This is a genomic window from Vibrio sinaloensis (assembly GCF_023195835.1).
Lineage (GTDB): Bacteria > Pseudomonadota > Gammaproteobacteria > Enterobacterales > Vibrionaceae > Vibrio > Vibrio sinaloensis_C.
In genome coordinates, this window is record NZ_CP096199.1 from 1,971,492 (window position 1) to 1,995,959 (window position 24,468).

General features: G+C 48.7%; 19 protein-coding genes. All 19 read right to left on the minus strand.

The window, feature by feature from the left end:
* Window positions 1-54 precede the first annotated feature (54 nt).
* On the minus strand, window positions 55-1,728 hold the full coding sequence (locus tag MTO69_RS08935) for a mechanosensitive ion channel family protein (RefSeq protein WP_248328480.1): 1,674 nt from the start codon (window positions 1,726-1,728) through the stop codon (window positions 55-57).
* 145 nt (window positions 1,729-1,873) lie between these two features.
* Window positions 1,874-2,311: a YcgN family cysteine cluster protein gene (locus tag MTO69_RS08940; protein WP_248328482.1), complete on the minus strand. Its 438-nt coding sequence runs from the start codon at window positions 2,309-2,311 to the stop codon at window positions 1,874-1,876.
* A gap of 104 nt (window positions 2,312-2,415) precedes the next feature.
* Window positions 2,416-3,672: a type VI secretion system ImpA family N-terminal domain-containing protein gene (locus MTO69_RS08945; protein ID WP_248328484.1), complete on the minus strand. Its 1,257-nt coding sequence runs from the start codon at window positions 3,670-3,672 to the stop codon at window positions 2,416-2,418.
* A gap of 54 nt (window positions 3,673-3,726) precedes the next feature.
* Entirely contained in the window at window positions 3,727-7,224 is a 3,498-nt protein-coding gene (gene tssM, locus MTO69_RS08950; protein WP_248334445.1) for a type VI secretion system membrane subunit TssM, read from the minus strand.
* 59 nt (window positions 7,225-7,283) lie between these two features.
* Window positions 7,284-8,687 carry a type VI secretion system protein TssA gene (tssA, locus tag MTO69_RS08955; protein ID WP_248328486.1) on the minus strand — a complete coding sequence of 468 codons (1,404 nt, stop codon included), beginning with the start codon at window positions 8,685-8,687 and terminating at the stop codon, window positions 7,284-7,286.
* A 2-nt stretch (window positions 8,688-8,689) separates the two neighbouring features.
* The gene (gene vasI / locus MTO69_RS08960; RefSeq protein ID WP_248328488.1) at window positions 8,690-9,328 is read right to left on the minus strand and encodes a type VI secretion system-associated protein VasI; all 639 of its coding nucleotides are present in this window, start codon (window positions 9,326-9,328) and stop codon (window positions 8,690-8,692) included.
* Complete coding sequence (locus tag MTO69_RS08965) at window positions 9,325-10,914, minus strand: sigma-54 interaction domain-containing protein (RefSeq protein ID WP_248328490.1); 1,590 nt, start codon at window positions 10,912-10,914, stop codon at window positions 9,325-9,327. The genes vasI and MTO69_RS08965 overlap by 4 nt, the downstream gene beginning before the upstream one ends.
* 2 nt (window positions 10,915-10,916) lie before the next feature.
* Entirely contained in the window at window positions 10,917-13,532 is a 2,616-nt protein-coding gene (gene tssH, locus MTO69_RS08970; protein WP_432715634.1) for a type VI secretion system ATPase TssH, read from the minus strand.
* A 20-nt stretch (window positions 13,533-13,552) separates the two neighbouring features.
* Window positions 13,553-14,326: a type IVB secretion system protein IcmH/DotU gene (icmH, locus tag MTO69_RS08975; protein ID WP_248328494.1), complete on the minus strand. Its 774-nt coding sequence runs from the start codon at window positions 14,324-14,326 to the stop codon at window positions 13,553-13,555.
* A gap of 2 nt (window positions 14,327-14,328) precedes the next feature.
* Window positions 14,329-15,663, minus strand: a complete 1,335-nt coding sequence (tssK, locus tag MTO69_RS08980; RefSeq protein WP_248328495.1) for a type VI secretion system baseplate subunit TssK — start codon at window positions 15,661-15,663, stop codon at window positions 14,329-14,331.
* A gap of 5 nt (window positions 15,664-15,668) precedes the next feature.
* Entirely contained in the window at window positions 15,669-16,148 is a 480-nt protein-coding gene (gene tssJ, locus MTO69_RS08985) for a type VI secretion system lipoprotein TssJ (protein WP_248328496.1), read from the minus strand.
* Between the two features lie 2 nt (window positions 16,149-16,150).
* On the minus strand, window positions 16,151-17,617 hold the full coding sequence (gene tagH, locus MTO69_RS08990; RefSeq protein WP_248328497.1) for a type VI secretion system-associated FHA domain protein TagH: 1,467 nt from the start codon (window positions 17,615-17,617) through the stop codon (window positions 16,151-16,153).
* A gap of 2 nt (window positions 17,618-17,619) precedes the next feature.
* Window positions 17,620-18,636 carry a type VI secretion system baseplate subunit TssG gene (tssG, locus tag MTO69_RS08995; RefSeq protein ID WP_248328498.1) on the minus strand — a complete coding sequence of 339 codons (1,017 nt, stop codon included), beginning with the start codon at window positions 18,634-18,636 and terminating at the stop codon, window positions 17,620-17,622.
* Window positions 18,600-20,369 (minus strand): type VI secretion system baseplate subunit TssF, encoded by a 1,770-nt coding sequence (tssF, locus tag MTO69_RS09000; protein WP_248328499.1) that lies wholly within the window; start codon window positions 20,367-20,369, stop codon window positions 18,600-18,602. Before tssF ends, tssG begins: the two co-directional genes overlap by 37 nt.
* Window positions 20,370-20,374: 5 nt before the next feature.
* Window positions 20,375-20,812 (minus strand): type VI secretion system baseplate subunit TssE, encoded by a 438-nt coding sequence (gene tssE, locus MTO69_RS09005; protein WP_248328500.1) that lies wholly within the window; start codon window positions 20,810-20,812, stop codon window positions 20,375-20,377.
* Window positions 20,813-20,818: 6 nt separating this feature from the next.
* Window positions 20,819-22,294, minus strand: coding sequence for a type VI secretion system contractile sheath large subunit (gene tssC, locus MTO69_RS09010; RefSeq protein WP_248334446.1), 1,476 nt, complete (start codon window positions 22,292-22,294; stop codon window positions 20,819-20,821).
* 49 nt (window positions 22,295-22,343) lie between these two features.
* The gene (gene tssB, locus MTO69_RS09015) at window positions 22,344-22,841 is read right to left on the minus strand and encodes a type VI secretion system contractile sheath small subunit (protein WP_248328501.1); all 498 of its coding nucleotides are present in this window, start codon (window positions 22,839-22,841) and stop codon (window positions 22,344-22,346) included.
* A 285-nt stretch (window positions 22,842-23,126) separates the two neighbouring features.
* Entirely contained in the window at window positions 23,127-24,155 is a 1,029-nt protein-coding gene (locus MTO69_RS09020; protein ID WP_248328502.1) for a sel1 repeat family protein, read from the minus strand.
* The gene (locus tag MTO69_RS09025; protein WP_248328503.1) at window positions 24,139-24,423 is read right to left on the minus strand and encodes a type VI secretion system PAAR protein; all 285 of its coding nucleotides are present in this window, start codon (window positions 24,421-24,423) and stop codon (window positions 24,139-24,141) included. The genes MTO69_RS09020 and MTO69_RS09025 overlap by 17 nt, the downstream gene beginning before the upstream one ends.
* Between the last annotated feature and the right edge of the window lie 45 nt (window positions 24,424-24,468).

The following is a 24,468-nucleotide window of genomic DNA, read 5'->3' on the forward strand; positions in this document are numbered from 1 at the left end:
ACGAACCACATTCTAGCCGCTAGAAAAACAGCGCCCATTGGGCGCCGTCGGTGGTTATGCAGTAGTATCGCGCTCGACCATATGCAGATGCACATCCTGCTGTGGGAATGGAATCGAGATCCCCTCACGATCAAACCGCAGTTTCACTTCTTTGGTCACATCCCAATACACATCCCAATAGTCATCCGTTTTAACCCAAGGACGAACAATAAAATCGACCGATGAGGTGTTCAGGGTATGCACTCGAATATTCGGCTCAGGAGTGCGAAGCACGCTTGGGTGCGCGTTGACGATGTCGGTTAGCACTTGCTCAGCCTTCAGCACATCATCGGAATAGCCAATGCCAAACACCATGTCCACTCGGCGGATGCGTTCATGAGTCACGTTTTTAATGACGTCACCCCAGATTTTGCTGTTCGGAATGATGATAATTTGGTTATCAAACGTCTTGATTGTGGTGTTGACCAAGCTCATGTGGCTGACCTTGCCATCAACCCCGCCGGCAAACACAAAATCACCGACATCGAATGGGCGATAGATAAGCAGCATCATCCCGGCAGCGAAATTCGATAACGTGTCTTGCAAAGCAAAACCGATGATGACACCGGCGATACCAAAACCGGTTAACACCGGCGCTAAATTGAGGCCAATTTGCGATAGTGCAACCAGTATCCCTATTACCCAGACAAACTTGCCCGACATGCCGATAAAAAAGTCTTGCATCAGGTGCGACAAATTGAGGTTTTTAGTAACCACCGCTTTGCTCACCACCTTGCGCACCAGTTTAGCCACCAAACTGGTAGCAAAAAGAATCAGACCAAACACAAGAAGTTGGAACAGATGCTGCGGAGCATTGTTGGCAATCCAATCCCACAGGCTATTCGACCACGTGGTTAGGATTGCCGCAATTACCTGTCCATTGAGCAGATCCTGAGTAATACTGCCCGTCACTTCAAACTGAAGCCGTTTGTACTCTGCAGTATCAATATCAAGCTTGTCGCCGAGACTAATCAGGGTCGACATGCTTTCAACGGCGATGTTCATTCGCTGCTTAATGACCAACTGGCTCAGTTGCAGCGCAGCTTTCTCCGACTCTGGGCTAACCGAGAGCTGTTTGCCTACCGTCCCCAACTGCTGATTAAAGAACTCTACCGATGCCGACAACAATCGTAGACGCCTTTCAACCAGATCGCGTAGTTTTTGCTCGGCGGCAGTTTCATCTAAACCCAGCTCCTTAAGCCATTGAATACTCTGCCAGTTCGACGCCACAATCTGATCGAGATAATGTTGAAGATCTTGATAATCCGTCAATAAGGAAAGACGTTCCTCGTTCTGAGCTTCGTCTATCTTCACATTCAAGGCTTTAATTTGACTTTCAAGGTAGAGTGTCGCGCTACGAATGTATTTCTGTTGCTGCTCAACTTGGCTAATTAAGGTCTGCTCGTTAACACTCTTGCTGCGAATCGCATTACTCAGCTGAGCTCTCAACTCATCATTTTTTTGAAACAGTTTGAGCTGCAGTGCATCTTTTTCATCACCACTGGCGCTGTTGAGTGAGTCAGTCAGCGCTTTCATCTCATCGTTTAATGTTTGTATGCTGATCTCGTCTTTGCTCAATGGCGCAGCGGTCTCCGCCTCATTGGCATGGACAACGCTCGTGACTAACGCAAGACTGAGCACCAGCAGAGCGAAAAACAGTGGGTAGTTAACGCGGCCGAGTTGATTCATGTTCACCTCACAAGACTTGAGCAAGTCTTTGTTTCAAAAGTTATTGCTTTTTAGTGTACACCACAACTCGGGCAATGAGGCAGTTTGATTGACAATGAAGAGGACAGATAAAAAAACAGCCGCTAACTCGCGGCTGTAGTATCGATTATGGACGGTGCGGATGATTCAAAATGTGGTCTTCCCAATTCACCACATCAATCTCGTAAACCACTTTGTTGCGTACGCTCTCTCCCGCCGCATGCATGGCCGACTTGGAACCGGTTAGTAATGGGTGCCACTCAGGCAGCGGCTTGTTCTCTGCCAGTAAACGATAAGCGCAGGTATGGGGCAACCAAGTAAAATCATCAATATCTTCGCGCGTCAGCTTGGTGCACTCTTCACCTGAACTAAATCGGTTTGGGTAATCTTTACATGCGCAGGTCTTGCTATTAAGCCAACTACACGCCACGTTGGTGTAGTAAACCTCATCTGTATCTTCATCCATTAGCTTGTGCAGGCAACACTTGCCGCAGCCGTCACACAGAGACTCCCACTCTTGTTCTGTCATCTGTTCTAATGATTTTTGTTGCCAAAAGTGCGTCATGTGCGTTAACCCCAACTACTCGAGCCTGTGATGGAAAGCGGAAAGGCGAATTTATATCGATCCTGACATCAAAGTGCAAGCCATTGGGACTAACAATCTGTCACTTAATCTTCAAGTAGCTGATTTAGCTCAGCAACTTTCCAGCTTAAATTATTGAGTCGACGTTTAAGTTCCTCAAACTCTTGCTGTGCTTGCTGATACTGCTGCTGCGCAATCAGATCTTCAACATAGCCGACGCGGCCGTAGATCGGTGACAGGCTAACGGCAAAGGCTTCCAACGACTTGGTCTCATCTGCCACTTGTTGCCAACGGCGCTTCTTCGCCAATAATGCGATGTTCGCCATCTTAGTTCGGATGTCGCCAAATCGCGCGACAAACTGATCAGCTTGTTGCAGCGCTTGCTGCTGTTGCTGTGTGAGTTGATTGCCAATCTGCGACACTTGTTGGTTGCCCGCATAGAGTTTTTGCAACACGTCCAACTGCTCCATCGCCCGCAAATAAGGCTGCTCAATCGACGCTTGTGTCTCGCGCTCTATCGCCGCCTGATACATAGGCACCAACTCACGACTAAATGAGGCCAGTGTGCTAGGACTCGTCGCTGCGACGAAATCCCCGACACTGTTTGAATCTAGGCTCGGTATCTCAATCGACTGCTTGTAATAATATGGATGAAACACCTGCGGATGACTATACAACCACAACGCACTGCCCCCCAGTAACAGACCAGATACAGCCGAAACCAATAGACCAATACTAAAGCGTTGGCGACTGACTTTGTCACTGTGCTGCTGTTGCTGCTTTTCTTGACGCTTGATCGCGGTATGGTAGCGAGTCTCAATCAGGTCGATATGCTCAAACAACACGAACCCAATCCCTTCGAAATCGACTTGATGATCAGGCTGCTCGATAGCGAGCCAATCATTGATTCGCTGGCAAAGATTTTCGCTGCGGTACAAGTCGCGAAGCTGCTCCTGAGTGGGTTTCAGTTTTTTTAACTCAGGGATCGCTTTGCCATTAACCCAATCAAACACTTCCTTGCGCATCTTGGCCGATTTGCTGTCCGCTTTGGGTAAACAGAGCAAACACTGCATCATCAACTCAAGCCCATTAGCAAAACCGCTAAGCCCCTCTATTTTGAGCTTGGCGATGGTCATATAACTACTCAGCAGTAGGTCGACACCTGGCCCTTTGGCTAAGTTTTCACAACACTCATAAACCGTTTGCCAATTGGTCCCACCAGAAAGGGGATTAAAGCGCGCATTGATTTCATCGCGAACTCGCTGATACCCATCAAGGTGCCTGACCGACGAGGCGTCTAGAGCAATATGGTAAAGGTGATGTTCAAGAAATATGCTGGACATGAATACTACGGTCCTAATCGTTAAAGGAGCAAGTCACCTTGCTCCTTTATGGGGTTAATAGAGGGTTTTCGATAGTTTGAAGGATTTGAACAGTCTTTCGGTAAACGGGTTGGCGTCTGACTCCGCATTGATGCGATAAATCATCTCACCACCATCGACGTTAAACTGATAGTCAACCGTGGTTTTGCTGGCTGATAACACGTCACCCTTTTCCAGCAAGCGGAAAAATGCCCATGGACCTTTCAGGTTGATACTTCTTGGCGACAAGTTTGACTTGGTCGGTACTAAGGTCACTTTTGATACTGCCGAGTCACGCAGAGTGTTCGGCCAAATCAATTCAACTCCGTCGCGCGGGCCATGGCTGTATGTCAAATATTGACCATCCACATTCAGCACACTGCGACGCTTGTTGCCACTTAGCCGCAAAGGTTCAACCGAGAAATTGACATCTAAAATCCCTTTTCGATTAAAGAAAGCTTGGCGAATACGCTGCGCCTGGGCAATCTGCGCCAATACTTCCGGTCGAATAATCGATTGAGCATTGTCGACGTCATCGACAGCGATGTTTTCTTCGATGAAGACCTTAAGCTGGTTGCTGTAGAAGCTATCTAGGGTGCCATTAGGGGCAAAAAATGACTCAAAGTCCTCAAGTGCAACGTCTTTACTCGACTGCTGATTAAATGGATAACGGCTCGCAAGCTTAGTGTAGTAAGGCTGATAGACATCCTCATACCAGCGCACTTCCAAGTGCTTAATGGCCTCTTGCTTAACCACATACCAGCTTTCATCGGCCAGTTTCGCCACCATGCTATCAAGCGGTCTTGGCAGCCCTGATGCGATGCGTTTCAGCGTGTAGATAGGGTCAGCACTGACCAACTTAACGCGCGCTTTCGTCGCATCGAGTGCCGCCATCCCCACATCTGGCGACTCTTGAATCGCTTTTAGATACGTCTTGAGTTCATCCACAGACGACAGTACTTCATTGATATACGCAGGTTGGTCACCCACCGGTTTTAACATTAAGTTCAACTCAGCAAACGGCGACTGAATATTCGATGCCACCTGATACTTGGCACTTTTCAACAGCTCGTCTTTGGCATCATTGTCTGCATCCAAACCGGCGACAACATGAGTATTATTGTCAAGGGTGCGCAGCAGACGCTGCAACGGCTCAACATTTCCGGTAAGGTTTTCTAGCACCATCACAGCATCGTTGATATCGCCAAAATACTTCATGTCGATGTCATTGAGCGCCGCGCGCCAAGTGTTGACGTAATCCGCAACGTAGAGATTACGAATCTTCTCGCGCAGGACCTGCTTATCCGCTTCACTAAACTGGGCGGTTTTAGATTGGCCGAGCACCCAGCCATCGATCAGAGCAAGCTCAGACACCGACTCAGAACGCGGCATGAAGTAATTTTCAAACCCTTCTTTCGTCAGCATTTGTGGAATGTAAAGACTGCTGTTTGCCACCCGCTCTTCAAACACCACGTCAAAGATCGGACCCACTAAGTTGCGAATGCTGATCGAGGGCCCCAATACGGTTTGTGCATTGAGCTTGAGGTTACGATATACCCGTTGATCGTTGGGCATAGTGCTCAGTTCCGCTTGAACGCTGGCAATCGTCTTGTCGTACGGTTTCATTACTTGTTCAGCATACAGGTCACCGTCGGCGCGTGCGCCAGCAAGGTCGGTATGACGCATCGCATAGTCAAGATGCTCGATGAGCTCCCCTTGAACGCGCTTTTGACCGGCGAAAGCACGCTGCCAATACTTGGCAAAGTAATCCAGGACATAGTCTTTATATCGACCGCTCTTGTCGACCATCATGCGATAAACACGCAACACGGCTAGCTTCTCTTCTTCGCTCTGTGCTTGTTCTAAAGCGACCACAACATCGGCCATCAATAGCGGCAAGAAGCGATTCTCGAGCAAGTTAAGATAGGTATCTTCAACCATAGGACCAATCGTGTGACCTTGGTACAGCCCAAAGTCGGAAATGTAACGCGGTTTGTCGCGGAAGAAACCGAACTCCAGTGTCGCCTGACGAATCTTATTGAGCGGCTCCAAAATATCTCGCTGCGACGCAAGCGCTAGATTCGATGGATACTTATCCTTGTACTCATTGACCTTAGTCAGTACAGCATCTGACTGATTGACATTAATCAGGTAATAGCGATGCCAAGTGCCAAACAGCATCACCGACGCCACCAAGCAGGCCGCAAAAGAGAGTCCCATTAAACGTCGCTTGTGTTTGGCGACGCGAAAGTTGTCCGACGCCAAGCCCGCTTCTGGGTAGATGATGTTGCTAAATAGCTGCTGAGTGAAGTAAACCGTCGAGTTCTTAGCGTTTTGCGCCTTATTCACCGCGTGCGATAAGCCGTAGCGTCGAGACGCGGAATCGCCAAACGCGTTGCTTGGCACCCCTTGCTGATACACTGACGTGAAATAAGCCCCTCGTACCAGCGCGGAAGTAGAAAACTGATCACTCGATAACGCATCTTGAAAAAACTCTTTTAAGATACTCTGCAGGCCCGACATCTGGCGGGTAAAACTGTAGATGGCGTCGCGCTCTTCTTGCTCCATCGGCTCAGCAACTGCGTGCGGAAACAACTCGTTTATCCGCGCCACAAATTGGCCATAGTCATTGGAAAACTCTTCCAACCAGTAATCAAGGTTATCGACCGACTCCAAAGAGAAGGTGAAGCCCAACACCTCTTCGCGCTCAGACTTGGAATAGTGTTTGAAGAAAGGTTCAAAGCCGTACAGCAAATCGAGTTTGGTCAGCGTAATATAAACGGGCAAACGTGTGGCCAGCGTTTCCATAAGCTCACGAATTCGGGCTCGTAGTAAGTTTGCGTAGGCTTTGCGTTCACTTGTCGTCGAGGTGGCAAGGTGCGAAACATCCAGTGCCAGCACAATACCGTTTAGCGGTCGGCGGCTACGGGTTTTCTCTAACCAGTTAACAAAATTCAACCACAAGCGGCGCTCGAGCTCGCCATCATTATCTTGGTTGCGATTGCCCTGAGTTAACAGCTCGCCGTCAGGGTCAATCAATACCGACTCATCACCAATCCACCAATCAAACGAGTAAGGGTTTTCACTCTTTTGACCTGACGCACGCATCACGGACGATAATGCAAAGTTTTGACCTGAACGATTGATTAAGCTGGTTTTGCCCGCATTTTCCAGCCCAAGTACCAAATACCATGGCAGTGCATAGAGGTAATTGCGCGTGTTAAGGCTCTGTTTCATCTCCTTCATCACGTCATTGAGCTCTGCTTCCTGACGCTGTTCATACAGTTGAATCGGGTCTTGCTTCAATTGTTCTTCGCGTTTTTGCTGGCTCTTATAACCTTGCAATTTGCGCCATTGCCATATTCCCCATCCAGAAAGAGAGAACAGTACAAAAATGGCGCTCGCTACCGAGCGCGCGATGACACTGGATAACGGTTTACTCCCCTCAATTTCAAGCCAAGGCCCTGCCCACCAAATGGCGACATTTAACAGGATAAAGAGGGTAAACAGCAGAATGGGAAGCGCTGCTGCGATACCTGGCTTAAATTTTTTCACTATCCCAATGATACTTTTCCACATGGATTGTCCCTTGCTTAATCTGACGCTGTATTTCGCTGTAGTTGTTCGATAAGTGACGGCTCCCAATCGGTAACGCTCGTCTGTATAATTTCTTGTTTTAAGGTTTGATACTGTTCATCGGCCATCGCATTGAGCTGGTTGTGCTTGAGCAAATCTGCACTGATCAGCCGCCAATAGAATCGGTCTCGCGGCTCTGTCGCTGCGACTAACCCGTCGTTGAGCATCGACATCGCGACCGCGATCCCTCCCTCTTTGGCGAGATTAAACGCTTCTTCACGCTGCTGCTGCCAACTGCCAGATTTCGATGTCGACCCGGCACTGGCAGGACTACCACTGAGCCACTGCTTGACACTATCGTTGATAAAGGGGGCCCCGCCTTTGAACTTAAGGTCGATAACCGTTGGAAAACGCTCAACAAATACCTGAGCTTCTTCAAGGATGGCTGTACACCAACGTTGTTGGCCCAGCGCTTTGGCAATGTCATAACTCATCAGTTGCCCCTCGAACCAATAAGGAGCGATGGTTAAGCTCTGCTCGACACGACGCCACAAAGCCAAATCAGGCTGATGCATCTGATCTTGATATTCCTTAACCCGCTCGGTCTGCATCCCTCGCAGCAAAGTTTGGCCAAGATGATCGTGATCCGGCAACGTTGAAATCGCCCCCCACAGCGCGTGACGACGCACACGAATCGCTAACGCGCCAGAGTGTTCTTGTTCAGCGAGATACTCAGCCACTTTAAGCAGCGTCTGCTTAGCCGCTTTGTCGCTAGAATTGTCTATCGCTAGCGTGGAACTCGATGATGAGGCACTTGCTGTTGGCGTGGGCGATTTTTGCTCCGCGGCGCGTGCCACCTTTTCTCGCTCTTGCGCTTTTTTCAGCTGATTGAGGATCGTCACCACCACTGAATCGGCGACCTCTGAACTCAACTCATTGGCTTCAATAACGCTCTGCCACTCCTGCACCGCTTGCTGCAGTTCCTCTCGGTCCTGGCTATCAAGGGCGGCAAAATCAAATTTCTCGACCGCTAGCGAAAAACGCTGACAGATCTGGCTGAAGAATTTGCGCCGCGGCAGATTGCCACGCTTACCCGGCGCGGGGTAACAGTCATGCCAGTAGTGAGCGACAAAATCACTCATCACGCCAAATGAGGTGATCAATCGCTGGGGGGTCAATTGATGATGTAAACATTGCAAAAGGTAAACCAGTAGCTTGATGTCTTTGCTTTTTTCATTCAAAAGCGTCATGGTACTGTGCTCAACTTCTTGCCACTGAACACTGGCATGAGACAGAGAGCCAACCTTCATCATCTGATCTTCAACAAAGTCGAACAAAGGTTCATCAAGCAGGCGCTCACCAACAGGAGACTCTGCACTAATCGGCCGAATCACACTGGCTCGGTATTGAGTTATATCCATGGTTACCACCCACACCTTTGTCTTAATGGTTGCAGCGCCTCAGCCAGTCCCACCGCATCAAATTGCAATCCATCAATGTGTGGTGAGTTGGAACGTAGCACCAGTCGAGACTGTTGGCTCATCGCCTTCATCATGGCAATGGCTGGTAATCCACGCGCAGAGGAAAACAGAACGCCAGTGTCGTCGCTGCGCCAGTACTGTTCTGGCCCGTAGGCGACAGACACTCGAACACGGCCGTCAGCTAGCTCACTAGGCAGCGCCAGTTCAATGCGACTGATTTTGTTGACGCAGCTCATCATCAGTACCGGAGACAACTTGTCTGACTCAAGTGGCTGGGACAAGGTCAACCACGCATCTCCATCATCACCTTGCTGCACCACATTGATCGGCTGAGATGCCCGTGCACTCTCAAACGCGCTATGCCATGCTTGAGGTTTGTCCTCTTTTTCTTGCACACGCTGATGTAGATTGGGGGTTTGCATTACACGATCAAAGCAGTTTAATCGCTCAAGCCGCTCTGCAATTACAGTGCATTGCTGTGCTTGCTTGAGACGTTGCTCAGCCGTCTCCGCGGCAAACGATGGAGAACAAAACAACAGCACCACGATGGCTGAAATCGCTTTACAAGTTGCCGTGCTCATAGTGCTTTGATCTCCAACTTCTGGCATTTATACGCCAACGTGCGTTTGGGAATTCCAAGACTTTTGGCCGCCTTGCCACGATCACCCGCGAACTGATTCAGGCGTTCACGAATAATTTGCTCTTCGTAGTCGTTCATCGCTTGCTTGAGATCGTTGATCGCCGAGAAATCATTGCTTGGCGACACATACGGGTTGTCATTAATGAAATTGGGTTGCACAGCTTGGGCGCTGGTAGGCTCAGCATGTTGAAGCTCAAAGTTCAAACAGGCAATGCGATTTGCAAAGCTCCCCTCGCCCACCTCTAGTTCATCACGGCATTGGGCACAGCCGAATTCAACTAAGTGTTTCAGCTCGCGGACATTGCCTGGAAAGCTGTATTGCTTCAAGCAATCGAGCGCACGATAGTGCAAGCCACGAATATGAGTGCCGTGTTGTTGATTGAACTCATTCACGAAGTGTTGGCTGAGCTGGTCCAGGTCTTCAAGTCGTTCTGATAACCGCGGCAAAGTGAGCGGGTATTGGAACAAACGGTAGTAAAGGTCTTGTCGAAACAGCTTATTGCGCACTTGAGCCAGTAAGTTGACGTGGGTTGCCGAAACTAGGCGAAAATCAGAACTTAGCTCTTCCTTACCGCCAATAGGTCTAAACTGCTTGGTTTCGAGTACACGCAGCAGTTTAGCTTGCAAAGAGAGAGGCATGTCACCGATTTCATCGAGAAACAGGGTGCCGCCATCGGCTTGGGCAATCAGACCTTTACGATCTGACTCCGCACCAGAAAACGCCCCTTTGCAATAGCCAAATAGCTCACTCTCTAACAGGTTTTCCGGAATTGCAGCACAATTGATCGCAACCAAAGGTTGAGCATTGCGGTTAGAGAGTTGGTGAATGGCCTGCGCTACCAACTCTTTACCGGTCCCAGTATCCCCTTGAATCATCACCGACAACTGAGACGCCGCCGCACTGACTATTTGCTGTCTCAAACGTTGCATCGCCGCACTTTTTCCGATCAGCGATTGTGACAGTTTATCGGCCATATCACGCTGCTGACTATCGCGCTGCATGTCGCTCAGCGACTCCGAAAGCACCTTGATATCGCGCTGTTCACGCTCCATTTCGTCTAACAATTGCCACTGCTTGGTGAACACATCCACAAACTGCAAGCACTCCTGACTAGCAAACATTTTTTCTATGCCTCGCTGGTCTCCTTGCATAAACAGCAGCAGTTGCACTTGCTTCGAGTTCATGGGCAAAGGTCGAATGCATACGCTCTCGAACATACCCACTCCTGCAACTAAATCGGCGAAAGCGCGATCAGATTGCCAGAACAACAGTTCATCCGCTGAGAGTGTCATTGGCGTTGCACTTTGCAGCACGTGCGCAAAAGGGGTATTGAGATCATCAACGCCCCAGCTCACGCTAGACTCGGCGTGGTGAGGGGCAAGTCGTCGCCCCTCAGAATTTGGCGTGAGTACCATGCAGTTAGACAGGCTGAGCTCTGTGACCAGCATATCCACGAACCGCGTCATCAACTCACTCTTGGTCTTGATACCAATTAACTCTGTGACTCGCTCTAACCAGTTAGCCATTACTACTCAACCTCACCGATAAACTCACCCTCTTGCGCCGCAAGATAGATACGGGTGACAGGTTGCTGCTGTGAGAGCTTATTCAGTAGCGCTAAAGAGACGGGCGGCAGCAACTGGCCTTCGATGATCGCTTCGAGCATCCGTGCGCCATTTTCAGAACGTGTCGCTCTGGCCAGGATTTCGTCGATCAGTGAGTCTTGGATCTCTACCTTGGCTGAGTAACGCTCACTGAACAAGGTTTCTAGGCGCTCAAGCTTAAATCGGACGATAGACTCCAACACATCTGGGCTTAGCGGCATGTAGGGGACCACTTCCATTCTCGCTAACAGCGCTGGCTTGAAGAAAGCGGCCAGCTCTGGGTAGAGCGCATCATCTAACTGGTCGAGCTGCTCGGCATGGTCAACAATGGTTTGGAAACCTAAGTTCGAGGTGAGGAAAAACACGATGTTTTGGCAGTCGATGACTCGCCCTTCGCCATCGGCCAATTCGCCCTTATCAAACGCTTGATAGAACAAGTTAAGAACCTCTGGATGGGCTTTCTCAACCTCATCGAGCAGTACCACCGAATACGGCATTTTGCGAATCGCTTCGGTGAGCACACCGCCCTCACCATAACCGACATAGCCAGGAGGCGAGCCAATGAGACGTGATACGGTATGCTTCTCTTGATACTCCGACATATTAATCGTGGTTAAGAATTGCTTACCGCCATACAGGTGCTCAGCCAATTGCACTACCGTCTCTGTTTTACCCACACCACTAGGACCAACAAGCAAAAAGGCACCTTTAGGGCGACCGGGACGACGCAAATCGGCACGCGCAGTCAGCAAGTGTTGATGTACACGCTCAATGGCGACATCCTGACCTTTAATCGACTGACCAAGAATCTCTGCCAGATGGGTAATCTTATGTAGCTCATCGCTTTTCATTTGGTCAACGGGAACACCCGTCCAATCAGCGATCACTTCTGCCACTTGTTGCGCGTCCACTTGAGGATGAATCAGGCGCTCGTTGTGAGGAATTTGCTCCAATTGCTGGTACTTTTCGCCAATGGTCGCCAACGCCTGGTCACGCTGCTCTAGCTCAAGTGGTACTTCAGCATCTGCACTCACCGCCGCACGAAGCTCAATGATCTCTTCCACCAGCTGCTTTTGCTGTTGCCACTGCTCGGTTAACTTATCACGTTCACACTCGTCCGCCGCTTCCTCGATTTTAAGCTCCTCGAGACGTTGGTGATCAACTTCTTTACCGAGTAGTTGTGCGCGTTCCAGCATAGCAATCTCTAGTTGACGCTGATGACAAGCCGTTTCGATGAAGGCTAAACGCTTAGGTGGCGCGGTTAGGTTGATGGCGATGCGGGCACATGCGGTGTCTAGAACGTCAATCGCTTTATCCGGCAGCTGACGCCCAGAAATGTAACGCACTGAAAGCTCCGCGGCCGCTTTAAGCGCATCGTCGGTAATCAAGACATTGTGCGTTTTCTCATAGACGGAGTTGAGGCCACGTAGGATATCCACCGCTTGCTCGACACTCGGCTCTTCCAGTTTCACCAGTTGGAAACGACGCGTCAAAGCCGGGTCTTTTTCAAAATACTTTTTGTATTCTTTCCACGTTGTAGCAGCAATGGTACTCAGTTCGCCGCGTGCAAGCGCAGGTTTGAGCAGGTTTGCAGCATCTCCACCGCCCTCTTGGTTACCCGCCCCGATCAAGGTGTGGGCCTCATCAATAAACAGGATGATAGGTTTTGGCGAGTGTTTTATCGCATCAATCACACCCTTAAGGCGCTTTTCAAACTCACCTTTGACAGACGCTCCCGCTTGTAACAAGCCAAGGTCCAGTGAGTAAAGTTCAACGCCTTGTAATTTCAGTGGCACAGTGCCTGCGACGACTCGTAACGCCAACCCTTCAATCATGGCACTTTTGCCGACACCAGCGTCTCCGACCACAATGGGGTTGTTTTTGCGGCGGCGGCACAAAATATCAATCATTAGATTGATTTCATTCTCTCGGCACAGCACAGGATCAAGTTCATTTTGACGCGCTTGCTCTGTTACATTGGTGCAGTACTTAGACAACACTGAGCCACTCTCTGCGCCGATAGAACCGTTGCTGGCTTTTTCGGCTGTCTCAACCTGTGTTTCGGCAGAGTCGGCCAACACAGTGTCAAAATGTTTTTTCAAGCTTTCACGATTGATCGAATCAAGCAGTCGCACCAGTTTTTGGTCCATATAGCGATCTGCTCGAGTCAGTGCTGCCAGTAAAATTGCCCCTGAGCGCAGCTCTGACTGATTCAGTTCAGTGGTTGACAGCAACCAAGCCTCTTGCATCAACTCGACCAGCAGTGGCGAGAATGCAGGATAGCTATCGAGCGCTTGCTCACGAGTAAAGCTGGTCACAATCGCCTGTTTGATTTCATCGAGCGAGAGTTCAGCCTGTTTAATAATCGCGCGAACATCAGAGAGCGGATTATCCAGTAACACTTCTAGATAGTGTTCAAATGTGATTTCACTGTGCTGACGCTCAATACACACAGATGCTGCCTGCTCTAAGGCGAGCTTGCTCTGTGGATTTAATTTGGCAATAAGAGTCGGTAGTTCAATACGGATCACGGCAATCACCTAGCCTTTATAAGTTATTTTTATAGAATTTGATTTAGTTGTTCGATGACGTCACTGGTTTTGACGTGGAGTAAATAGCTGTAGCCAAGAAACGCGCCAACCCAAAGCACGACAAAACCAGCAAATATCGACCACAGTGGCAGTTGCTTGCTTAGCTTATATTTAGAGCGCACCACGTGTTCAGTGGCACTCGTGAGTTGAGCAATATCTGTGTCTTGGTCGAGATTGAGTAACTTATGAAGTTGCGCTATCACTTTTTCGCGCTCGATTTTTCCAGACTCAATCACGCGATATTTGCCCTCAAAGCCAAGCACTAAACATTGATAAATGAACTCCAGCAGCAACTTGTACTGTTGTGGTTCCGCTTCTAAGCGCTTGAGGATAGTAAACACCTTTTCCCCGCCCCAGGTTTCGTTGTGAAAGCGCGATAGCATCGAATGCTCAGCCCAAACAGTCGACGCTCCCCATGGCGTGCCCATCACCGCTTCGTCGAGAAAGGTGCACAAGATATAGCGGTATGCCATCAAGACCGCATGTTCATACCCCTGTTCGGTCAGCTCGATTTCAATGGTTTTAATCTCTTCGACGGTTTGTTCGTAAATTGACTCAATATTGTCACATTCAGCCAACTGCCTAACACGCAGCGCCAACCCCAATAGCGGAGTGGCAGCGTCAATCAATGGATTACTCAAACTGCCACGCAGCTGGAACCAATAATCTTGGTCGTGATTAATTTTCTCGACATCATCAAACAGCAAGCTGCTGTATTTACTTTCTTTTTTACTGATATCCATGATTAGCTCCTGATAGCCCAGAACTGTAGATCCAGCTCCTCAAACGCCGCAGCCACATGGAAAGCAAACCCACTCGAATGTTGCAGCATGCTCCAAGCACTGCTGGTCTTATCCAGTTGGTAATAGGTGTAGCCCGCGTGATACGGCAACTGACGTGGTGCCACTGGCAATGCGACCAAAGGAATGCCGGGGAGTTGCAATGAGATGAGTTCGCGAATTTTCTCAACCGAAGACACTTTGGTCTGCTGAGTGAACTGACGGCGCAGCTCATCCATCGGCATACGCGCTTTCACTGCAATGATAAAGTCCGCACTATCCATTAATTGTGGGTCTTGTATTGGCGCAACCATCAGACCGTACTTGCGTTTATCAAGCTGGATTGAGACCGCTCTTGGCTCGAGTACAACACTGAGTGATTGACGCAGATTACGAATGAGCGGCCAGAATGATTCGGTCGGCATATCGTGGTTGTAACTGACTGTCTTTGGCGGCAAACGACTTTCATCGGTAAAGGTCGCCAGCTCCCCCGCCACTGTTGATAAGCACTCAAACAAACGTTCAGGATGCAAACTGCGCAGCTCGGCCAAATGTTGCATCTGCGGCTGCAGGCGATTTAGTGCTTGCAACAGCATGAAGTCTGAGACATCAGCTACCCCACCTTGCGATGGCGAACTGATACGCTGGGCAATGTTTTTCGCTCGTTCGCGCATCAGCCCAGAGATTTCATTGACGAAACGATGCAGTGCTAGGTTGCCGACTACGTTGAGGTGACACGGAATGAAGTCAGGGTCCATCACCACGCTACCATCTGGCCGTTTTTCCAAAATTCGACCAACGGCCATAGAGGCATAGGCGCTGCGATCTTCTTTCTCTAGCATCAGTTGGATGCGCATCGGCGATACATCTATCGTGGTCATATCCCCCTGAACAGTGTGCACGTCGCGCACCTCTAAACGGCGACTTTCATAGCGTCCAGTCCCTTGGGTTTCTGGCCAATTGATTTCCATTAAAGATTCACTGCGCAGTGGAATAGCCAGATAAACCAACTGGTTAGCTAAAGATGCATCATCGATTTCCAATGCATCGGGCAAAGTATCTTCCTGCGGAATGCGGAACGCTGTGCCATCAGGCATAATACCGACCGCTCGTTCAATCGCGATGCGACCAAATGACAAGTATTCAGGGTTCAATGAGAATTCAGAGACACCATACAGATAGCGGCTGACCGAACTCATCCGTTCATCGATGTAGTATTCGGTATATCTCTGTTGCTGTTGGAAGTGCTGCGGTTTGATAAACAAACCTTCATTCCAAATAACACGATTGCGTGAAAACATCTTACTTATTCCACCTTTTCCAACTTCACGTCATACTCATCAAGCAGCATCAAAAGGTGATACTCCCTGCCTTTGTTCAATACTTTGACCGCTTTCTTCCACTCGCTAAGCTCGATATCAGAAAAGTTCGCCATGATGCCGATGTAGTTGGTCTCCTCATCGACCTCGATTTGGTTGACAAACTTGAACTGACCGGGCGTCAGAACATAGTCGTAACTTTTAACGAAATTGCTTTTTAGCGCTTTCTTGTAATCCGCCTTTAACTGGTCATAACTCGAGGACATAAACATCGAGTCGTCGACCAACTCAAACACTTGGATTTCCACCGGTGACGCTTGCCCCCACAGGCTTGGGTTAACGTCGTCACCAGCGACAATACTGAACGTCACTTTGGTGGCGAGCTGTGTTGGGTCATAAGGCTGCGGTTCACTGCTACATGCAGAGAGTACAACGGCGAGAAAGCTCATCCATAACAGGTTTCTCACCACTAAAACTCCAATTGCTTCTCGCGAATTTTTTTGTCGTACGCCTGCTCAAAAATTTCCCAGAACAGCTTCTCAAAGCCTTTTTGACGGTGTGACGTCAGCTCCTGGTAGTAGTTGCAGTACATATTCCACGCCCACGCGTCTTGATCTTGGATGCTCTCTTGATGAGAACGTTTGTAGTTTTGGAAACGGCGTTGCAGTACCTGCGGAGAAAAGGCGCCCAGAATTTGAGTGAGTGCTTCACCGGTGGCGTGTTGCATCGCTTCGTTGTGCGCTTGAACATTACGCAAGCTTTCAGCAATGGCCGCAGGTGCAGAGAGGTGCACCGCGCTTTTTTCTGAGTCATACAGCGTTTTAATGGTTTCTTGGTAAGAGAGCCCCAAGCGCAACGGGTTGTCTTCAATCGGCTGTAAATTTCGGTTCAAAGTGCCAAAGCGCCCTTCGCTCACCTGTTGATGAAGGTCGAGTAAACCTTGAATACAGGCTTGCAGTGATTCTCCCATTTCTTGAGACAGCATGTGCATACGTTCAATGTTGTCCGTTTGCTCTACCTGCACGCCTAAGCCATTGAGCATAGGTCCAGTCAATAAGTGGCCACCCGTGGTAGGTTGTACAGCCTCTTGCGACTCAGGTTGAATACTCTTTGCTACCTCTTCCTCTAGCAAATCTAATGTTTGCTCATCCATATCAAAGCCCTCTGAAACGTTGTCGTTGATTATTTGTTGTTGTGGCTCAAGCGAAGTTGCCTGAGTTTGCTTATCTAAGTTATCTGCTCTTTTCTGGTCGGCCTTTTTTTTGCCAAAACCAAAGCTAAGAATGCGTTTAAGCGTCATTGACGAGCTGATCTCATTGTCACTGTCCGCCTGTAAGGTAAAGCTTGGCTGACGTAACGTGAGGTCATCTTCTGGAACAATAGAATGTGGCTGCTCTTCCTCAGCGATCTCTTGACCATCGATTAGGCACACCTCTTCACTCCCGGCCATTAAGTCATCCAGCGCTGCCAAAGGATCGTGGTTGACCGGCTGTTGCTCTTCCGTCTGCGCCGGTAACTCCGGCTCTTCATCGGCCAACAGATCGATACTTGTCTCTTCAAACAGCTGACTCAATGGACCTGAGGTACTCTCTTCCTCAAAGTCGCCCAACATCACTCGCACTTGATACGGGCCAATATTGATGTGATCTTTGTGAACCAATTTAGCCAATAGCCCCTTACCGATCGGCATCTCTGTCGCGTTGATATAGGTTTCGCCGCTCAGATCTCGCAGGCAGAAAGCGCCATCGAACAGCACGACTTCGCAGTGCTCACTCGCCACAGCGCCGCTTGAGTCCTTAAGCATCCAGGTACAGTGAGAGCCGGAGCCAATCGTGCCGCCATGGCGATCCCAATGCATCACCGCAGATAAGCCAGACTCAAGTCGCTGCGCATTGATGACCAAAAGAGTAAGTGTGGGTTGAACCGAAGAATCCATGGTTATTGCCTTACTTGAATTAAAACGCTTTTCTGTTGTGAGCTAGTACCGAGAAAGGAGGTCCAGCCCAAAGCAATGCCTGATTGTTCATTGAGGATAAAGTCAGGCGCTTCATCATCAGCCATCGTTAACTCGAGGTCGTAGGCCATCTGCTCACGCAAAATAAACTCCACTAACTTGCACAATGGCTCAAATTCCTGACCTGACGGCAAGAAATCAGAAAATTTCGCGCGCGACAGCTGAGCAATACAGATGGTGAACTTACCGTTACAATCGACGATAGACTCTCCCACCATACTCGTTACCCCCAGTTGCGAGTTCGCCTCGCCCAGTCTGGTTTGCTGAGCAGAATCAATGTGAACTTTACGCCGCGTCCATTGACGGATTTCAACCTGATCTAGGTCGAAACAGTGGGCAATGATCCCAGACACCACTTGCGGCGAGCGACTGCGCCCCGCCAATGTGCCGGAATAAGCCAGCATCTTGCACCAGTTAATCGGCGTATCGCCGCGCAGATCGGGCGAGCCAAGGCCAACCAAGGACAATAACTGAGCAGAAAAGTCGTCCTGGGCATCAGGCTGAAAGCGCACAAAGTAGCGGTACTTTCGCCAGATTCGATAAACGAGGTTAATTAAGCGGTTGTTAAAAAAGTCGAAAAAAGGTTGCTTAAAACCGCCAGGCTCCTCGTTCAATAGCTGCTCAACCACAAACCCTGGTAATGGTGACTGTGCACCGGACAAACCGAAGAAGTTGGTTAGCATCACTAATCGTTCGTCTTGTCGTAGGTCGAGCCGGCTGACATCGGAAGGCGAAAAGCCCAAACTCGGGTTGGCACTAAAGACCAACTGACATTGCCGTTCCCAATCATCCGATTCTGGATTCAGTTCAAAGAGTTTTTGCAGTAGCTCAACCAGTTGATAGAAGTTGTAGTCATAAACGTCTTTCGGTAACACCACCTCATCGGTTTGACCCAACTCATCGACTAAATGAGTGGCTGCATCCCCGCCTGAGTACCCCATGTGTACCTCTCCTGATTGGTGGTATTCACCACGTTGAGTTCGTGGAACGAGTTGATGCTTGCATACAGGGCAAAGAAATGACTGAGCACTGTGCCAAACAAGAATAGGTCGCCCTCAGAGCCAAAACCTCTCTGATCGATATGCAAGGTTGATTGCAGGCCTCTCACTGGCAGACCTCGCAGCACTTTATCAACGGGCTTAGATTCAATTTTCTCGATCGCGGCTAAACGCTGCCTAGAAACGCGCTCAGCCTGGCGATCCACTAAGGCGCGAAAGTCGTAGGCGCGCAGCACACTGCTCAAGGCATCTTTCGATAGCAACGATAGATAGTTGAGCGATAAGTTGGAGATCAGTGTCCACAATAAACTGCCATCCAACACAGGGCGCAGCGACTGAGAAGGCACTGAAATGTTCTCAAACGTCGCAAAGGGCGGCGAGGTATCGGTGGGCTGACAGATATCTCCCACCCCAAGCTCTAGCGGTAACAAACGGTTAGTACAGTTAAGTTTGATCGACACGGCTTCGTCTACATCAAATGAGACCGTTTCATCACTGCGGACAAAGGAGATAAAGGTGTCAAAGCCATCACCGCGAATGCTCTCTTTGACCCGAGTACGATAGTAAAGCGCATTGCGATTGCGCACTCGCTCCACCTCATGTTGAAAGCTTTCAAACGACGAATAGACACGCTTAGCTCCGCGCACACGCTTGCCTTGCTCGCCGGAGTCTTGCCAACCGGTAACGCTTTCAACGTTAAACACTTCATAATGCGCCGGGTAACGACTTGAAGGCGCTATCCGATATTCAGACTGACGACCAGACAGCGCTATCGGGTCAGCGTCATGTTCAAACAAGTTGATGATCGGTGTGCAGTACAGTTGGAAATTGTCTTTTTGCACTCTGACATCCACCGGTAACGTCTTGGAAAAATGAAGACGTATCGAGAAGGCGCCGGTAACACTGCTCGGGAGCGCTTTATCCAATCCCGTTAAGTCAAAAAAGTGGAACGCTTCGGGAAAAGACAAATACTCTTGCAGTACCCGATAGCCTTCGTAAACGTTGGTTGGATACGGAAGCAACGCATCATCACTGTCAAAACCCACCGTTTTAAAATGGCTGACAGGCAGAGGGAACTCAGTACCTTTTACCTCGATGCTCACCTTGTCGAGGTAGTGATTGAGCCACAGATAGATCATTTGTGAGCTGTACTTATCGCCGCCAAGATAGAAGCGCAATGCATCAAGCAACGCACTGCCTACTGTGGTTTCTCCTTGAATTTGAAGCGAAATGTCGATCGTGGTTGCTTCTCGCGTATGCTGAGCTTTAACATCAGTACACGTTAATGGATATAGGTCGACACTGCGGCAAGTACGAAAGTGACATTTGGTCCCAAATACAGGATTGCTGTCAACTTGTGTTCCTTTGTTGATGATCTGTTTTTCACTGACACTTTTATCGGGCGTAAATGCCAAAATCGACATGCTAGGAATAGGTCGCAAATAATTTGGCCACAGCATGTTGATCATAGAGTGAGTCAGCTCAGGGAATTCATCTTCTACTTTTTCTCGCAGGCGTGCGGTCAAAAACGCAAACCCTTCCAGTAGCCGTTCCACATCAGGGTCCATCGTTCGGCCATGCAAGAAACGAGATAGCTGTGGGTGAATTTCGGTGAATTCACGCCCTTGTTCTTTCAAAAAAGCCAGCTCTTCTCTGAAATACTTGTCTTGAGTCATAGTCCCTAAATCACTCGGTATTTTCTGTTTTGATCCAATAGCAAGTTGATTTGCACTCGGTCATGGATCGCCTCACTATTGATTTGTGCCGTAATTCGAAACTGCAGCGATAGCGGGCTAAAACTGTCGGTCTCTGCAACCACTTCGATGTTTTTAAGTCGCGGTTCGTAGTTCTGCAGACAATCTTGAATCGCCAACTTAACCTTGAGCGACAGATCTAACGTGTCGAGCGTCGCATCATTAAAATCGATCAACCCTAGGCCTGGAGAGCTCTGCGCCCCACCAACGCGTGTATTCAAAATCATCGATACATTGCGCTTTATCGACCTAACAACATCACTTGGCTGTGGACCTTGCGTTAGCGAAACGTTCTGAGTGTTGGCTTCTAAACGTTCGAAGAAGCCAACACCGAACGTACTTTCTTCAGGAGCAAAGTACGTCATGCTGATCTACGCCTGATCAAGGCGACCAACCAGTGACAACTCAAAGTTTGCACCCATGTACTTGAAGTGAGGGCGAACAGAGAGAGACACTTGGTACCAGCCTGGGTTTCCTTCGACATCAGCCACTTCAATCTTGGCTGCACGAAGAGGACGGCGGCTACGTACGTCTGCTGGCGGGTTCTCTTGGTCAGCAACGTACTGTTTAATCCAAGTATTGAGTTCGCGTTCCAGGTCTTGACGCTCTTTCCAAGAACCAATCTGTTCGCGCTGCAGCACTTTGATGTAGTGCGCAAGACGGTTGATGATCATCATGTAAGGAAGCTGTGTACCCAACTTGTAGTTGGTCTCGGCTTCTTTACCTTCCTTGGTGTTCGGGAAGATTTTCGGCTTTTGAATCGAGTTGGCAGAGAAGAACGCCGCGTTGTCGCTACCCTTACGCATGGTTAGCGCAATAAAGCCCTCTTCCGCTAGTTCAAACTCTTTGCGGTCAGTAATGAGTACTTCGGTTGGGATCTTGGCTTGCAGTGCGCCCATAGACTCAAACACGTGTACTGGCAGATCTTCAACCGCACCACCGCTTTGAGGACCGATGATATTTGGACACCAACGATATTTTGCAAAGCTATCGGTCAAGCGCGTTGCAAAAGCAAACGCCGTGTTACCCCAAAGGTAGTGTTCATGAGACTGGGCAACACTTTCTGAGTAGTTAAACGATTTGATTGGGTTTTCGACTGGGTCGTATGGGACACGAAGCAAGAAGCGAGGCGCGGTCAGACCAAGATAACGTGCATCTTCTGACTCTCGCAACGAGCGCCATTTGGTGTATTTTGGACTTTCAAAAATAGACTTAACGTCTTTGATGTTTGGCAGCTCTTCAAATGAGTCAATCCCAAAGAATTCAGGACCAACACTTGAGATAAATGGCGCATGAGCCATCGCACCGAGTGATCCCATGTATTGCAGCAACTTCATATCTGGCGTTGATGGGGTGAACATGTAGTTACCCAGAATTGCGCCTGTTGGTTCGCCACCAAACTGGCCATAACCTGACGAGTAAACATGCTTATATAAACCAGATTGAGTAGTTTCTGGTGCAAACTCGAAGTCTTCCAGCAGCTCCTCTTTAGTCACGTGGAGCAGATCGATTTTGTTGTTTTCGCCAAAATCGGTGCGGTCTACCAGGAGTTTTAGTCCACGCCATGCAGATTCCATCTGTTGGAACTGGCTATCGTGGAGGATTTCATCCATTTGCGCACTGATCTTTTTATCTAACTCAACCAACATCTGGTCAACGAGAGATTTATTTACTGCTTCTTCTGTTTGTTGTGAGCCAATCAAGTTCTCGATAAAGGCGGCAACGCCTTTTTTCGCAATATCATAGCCTTCTTCACTTGGCGCAATCTTAGTTTGAGCCATGATTTCGTCTAGTAAGCCGCCCTCAGCTAACTGGGGTCTTTCTAGTACCGTTTCTGTAGACATCAGGTATTTCCTAATCCAATAAATGACGATTGTTGTTAGTTGATCTCTTGTTCTATTTAGACTCTTCGCTCACTAGGTTGAGCTCTTCGAGCAGCTTGTCGCGTGAGTCTTGCGAGTGGAGGAGTTCTTGTAAGCGCTCACGAAACGCAGGGATGTTGCCAAGTGGACCTTTCAACGCAACCAGTGCTTCACGCAGTTCGATTAGCTTGTTCAGCTCTGGAACCTGACTGGCAATCGAATCTGGCGCAAAATCGGCTAAAGAGTTAAAACGCAATTCGATAGGCAATTCAGCGTTTTCGTCGTCACTGAGTTTGCTTTTGACCGAAGTCGACAGACTCAGCTCACTTTCACGCATCACAGACTCAAAGTTGTTTTTATCAACTGAAACGGTACTGCGTTCTTCGACTGGTGTTTCTTCGGTGTGGCCTTTGAAATCACCAACCACTAAGGTTTTAAGTGGTAGTTCAACTTCAGCCTGAGCGTCGCCGGTAGCAGGGATATACTTAATGTTAATCCGCTCTTTAGGAGCAACGCTTCCTTCCTTAGACATAATCAAAGTTCTCCGATATTAATTAAATGGATGGTGGTATTTATGACAAAACAGCCCACAGCCCATGTATTTTTTCAATACAGGCTTATTAAGCATTTCATCAAATTCTATTTATTTAAAAACAATCACAAAAAAGACTAATTAATGACTCAATATATAATTAGCTGCTTTTTTGAATTAACATCACTTTTAAAATAACAAGACAAAAAGAAGGCACTCATTTAATACGATGCTTGGTTATTTGTCTGTCATGCCACACTTATTCTAGATACTGATTAGAATAACTCACTCGAAAATCACTCTTTCTGCATTCTCGAGCCACAAATAATCGTGATGATAAAACGGTGGCTGATTGACTAACTCTTGTTTTATTTGGTCAGCTTGTGCAAGTTGTGGGGCAGACATCATCTCGATTATGTCTTTGTAATCTTGCTCGACTTTTTCATACGTCTGAAGCAAGCGATCTTTCCCCGCCGTTTCCAAATAGTGTTCTAGATAGGCTTTGGCTTTAGCCAAGTCGGCGGAGACAAAGCGATAACGTGTACTCTGACCGCTGTATATTCTCGCGAGCGTGACTAAAGAAGTGACATCCCCTTGAGCAAGTGCCTTTTGTCGCCATTGCAATGCTTGCTCAAACTTTCCTTGTTGCTCTAACAAAGCCACATATTTTTTGGTCGCAGGGATATAACCCTCACTCGCCGCAGTAAAATAACTGTCTCTAATCGCCGCATTGCGCGAGCTGTCAAAAAAGTAATCGCCTTCGCCATGCTCTAAACGCGTAGCGTAAGTCATTTCGGCTTGCGGCAACTCAAACGCTCTCGCTTTGGATAAGTAATAGTTTGAAAGCTCTGGATCACTATGATGAAAATATTCGGATAACAGTAAAAATGCTCTTCCGGGTTGTGTTGCGCCCAGTTCAATCAGCAGGTTGAAGTACTGAGTTTGATAGTTGCTGCGCTTGGCTCGACTCACCCAGTCACCAAACTGATAAATATAATTTAAACCAAACAGGCTTTGCCCTTCAGCCGCTTGCTCTAAATACTGTTGCGCATGCTCACTAATACGCGCAGAGTGACGGTATTCAAGTGAATCCATAGCGTACAAATACGCGGCATCGGCATGACCTTTGTCTGCTGCATACTTCAGGTATTGGCGAGCCTCACGAGTTTTAAATTGAGCACGCAATAATGCCCCATGGGCGTACGCCTCATCGGCACTCATTTGATCGATGTGGTAATTTTCTGTCGCGTGAGCCGGTAGGCTTGATAGCAAAAAAAACAACAGGCAAAAGCGTAAATTAACCAATATTGACACTGCTTCCACCTTGCAAAACGCCACCACAGCTAACCGCATCTCCTGCCCTTGCCGCTGGCTTACCATCCATTTTAACCGTGCCTGACCCCGCGGAAATTGAGCGCCCGTGAGTCGGGTTTTTCGGCTTATCGTGAGGGGCAAGGGGATCGCCTTGACGAGCCGCCGGTATACCATCAATTTTAACCGTGCCGGAACCAGCAATCACCGGTGTGGGTGGAAAACCATCATGGTCTGTTCCTATGTGCCCGACAATAATTCCATTTCCCATATTGGTTTCGACCTCACAAATAACAAAGCACCAACTGTTAGCAAA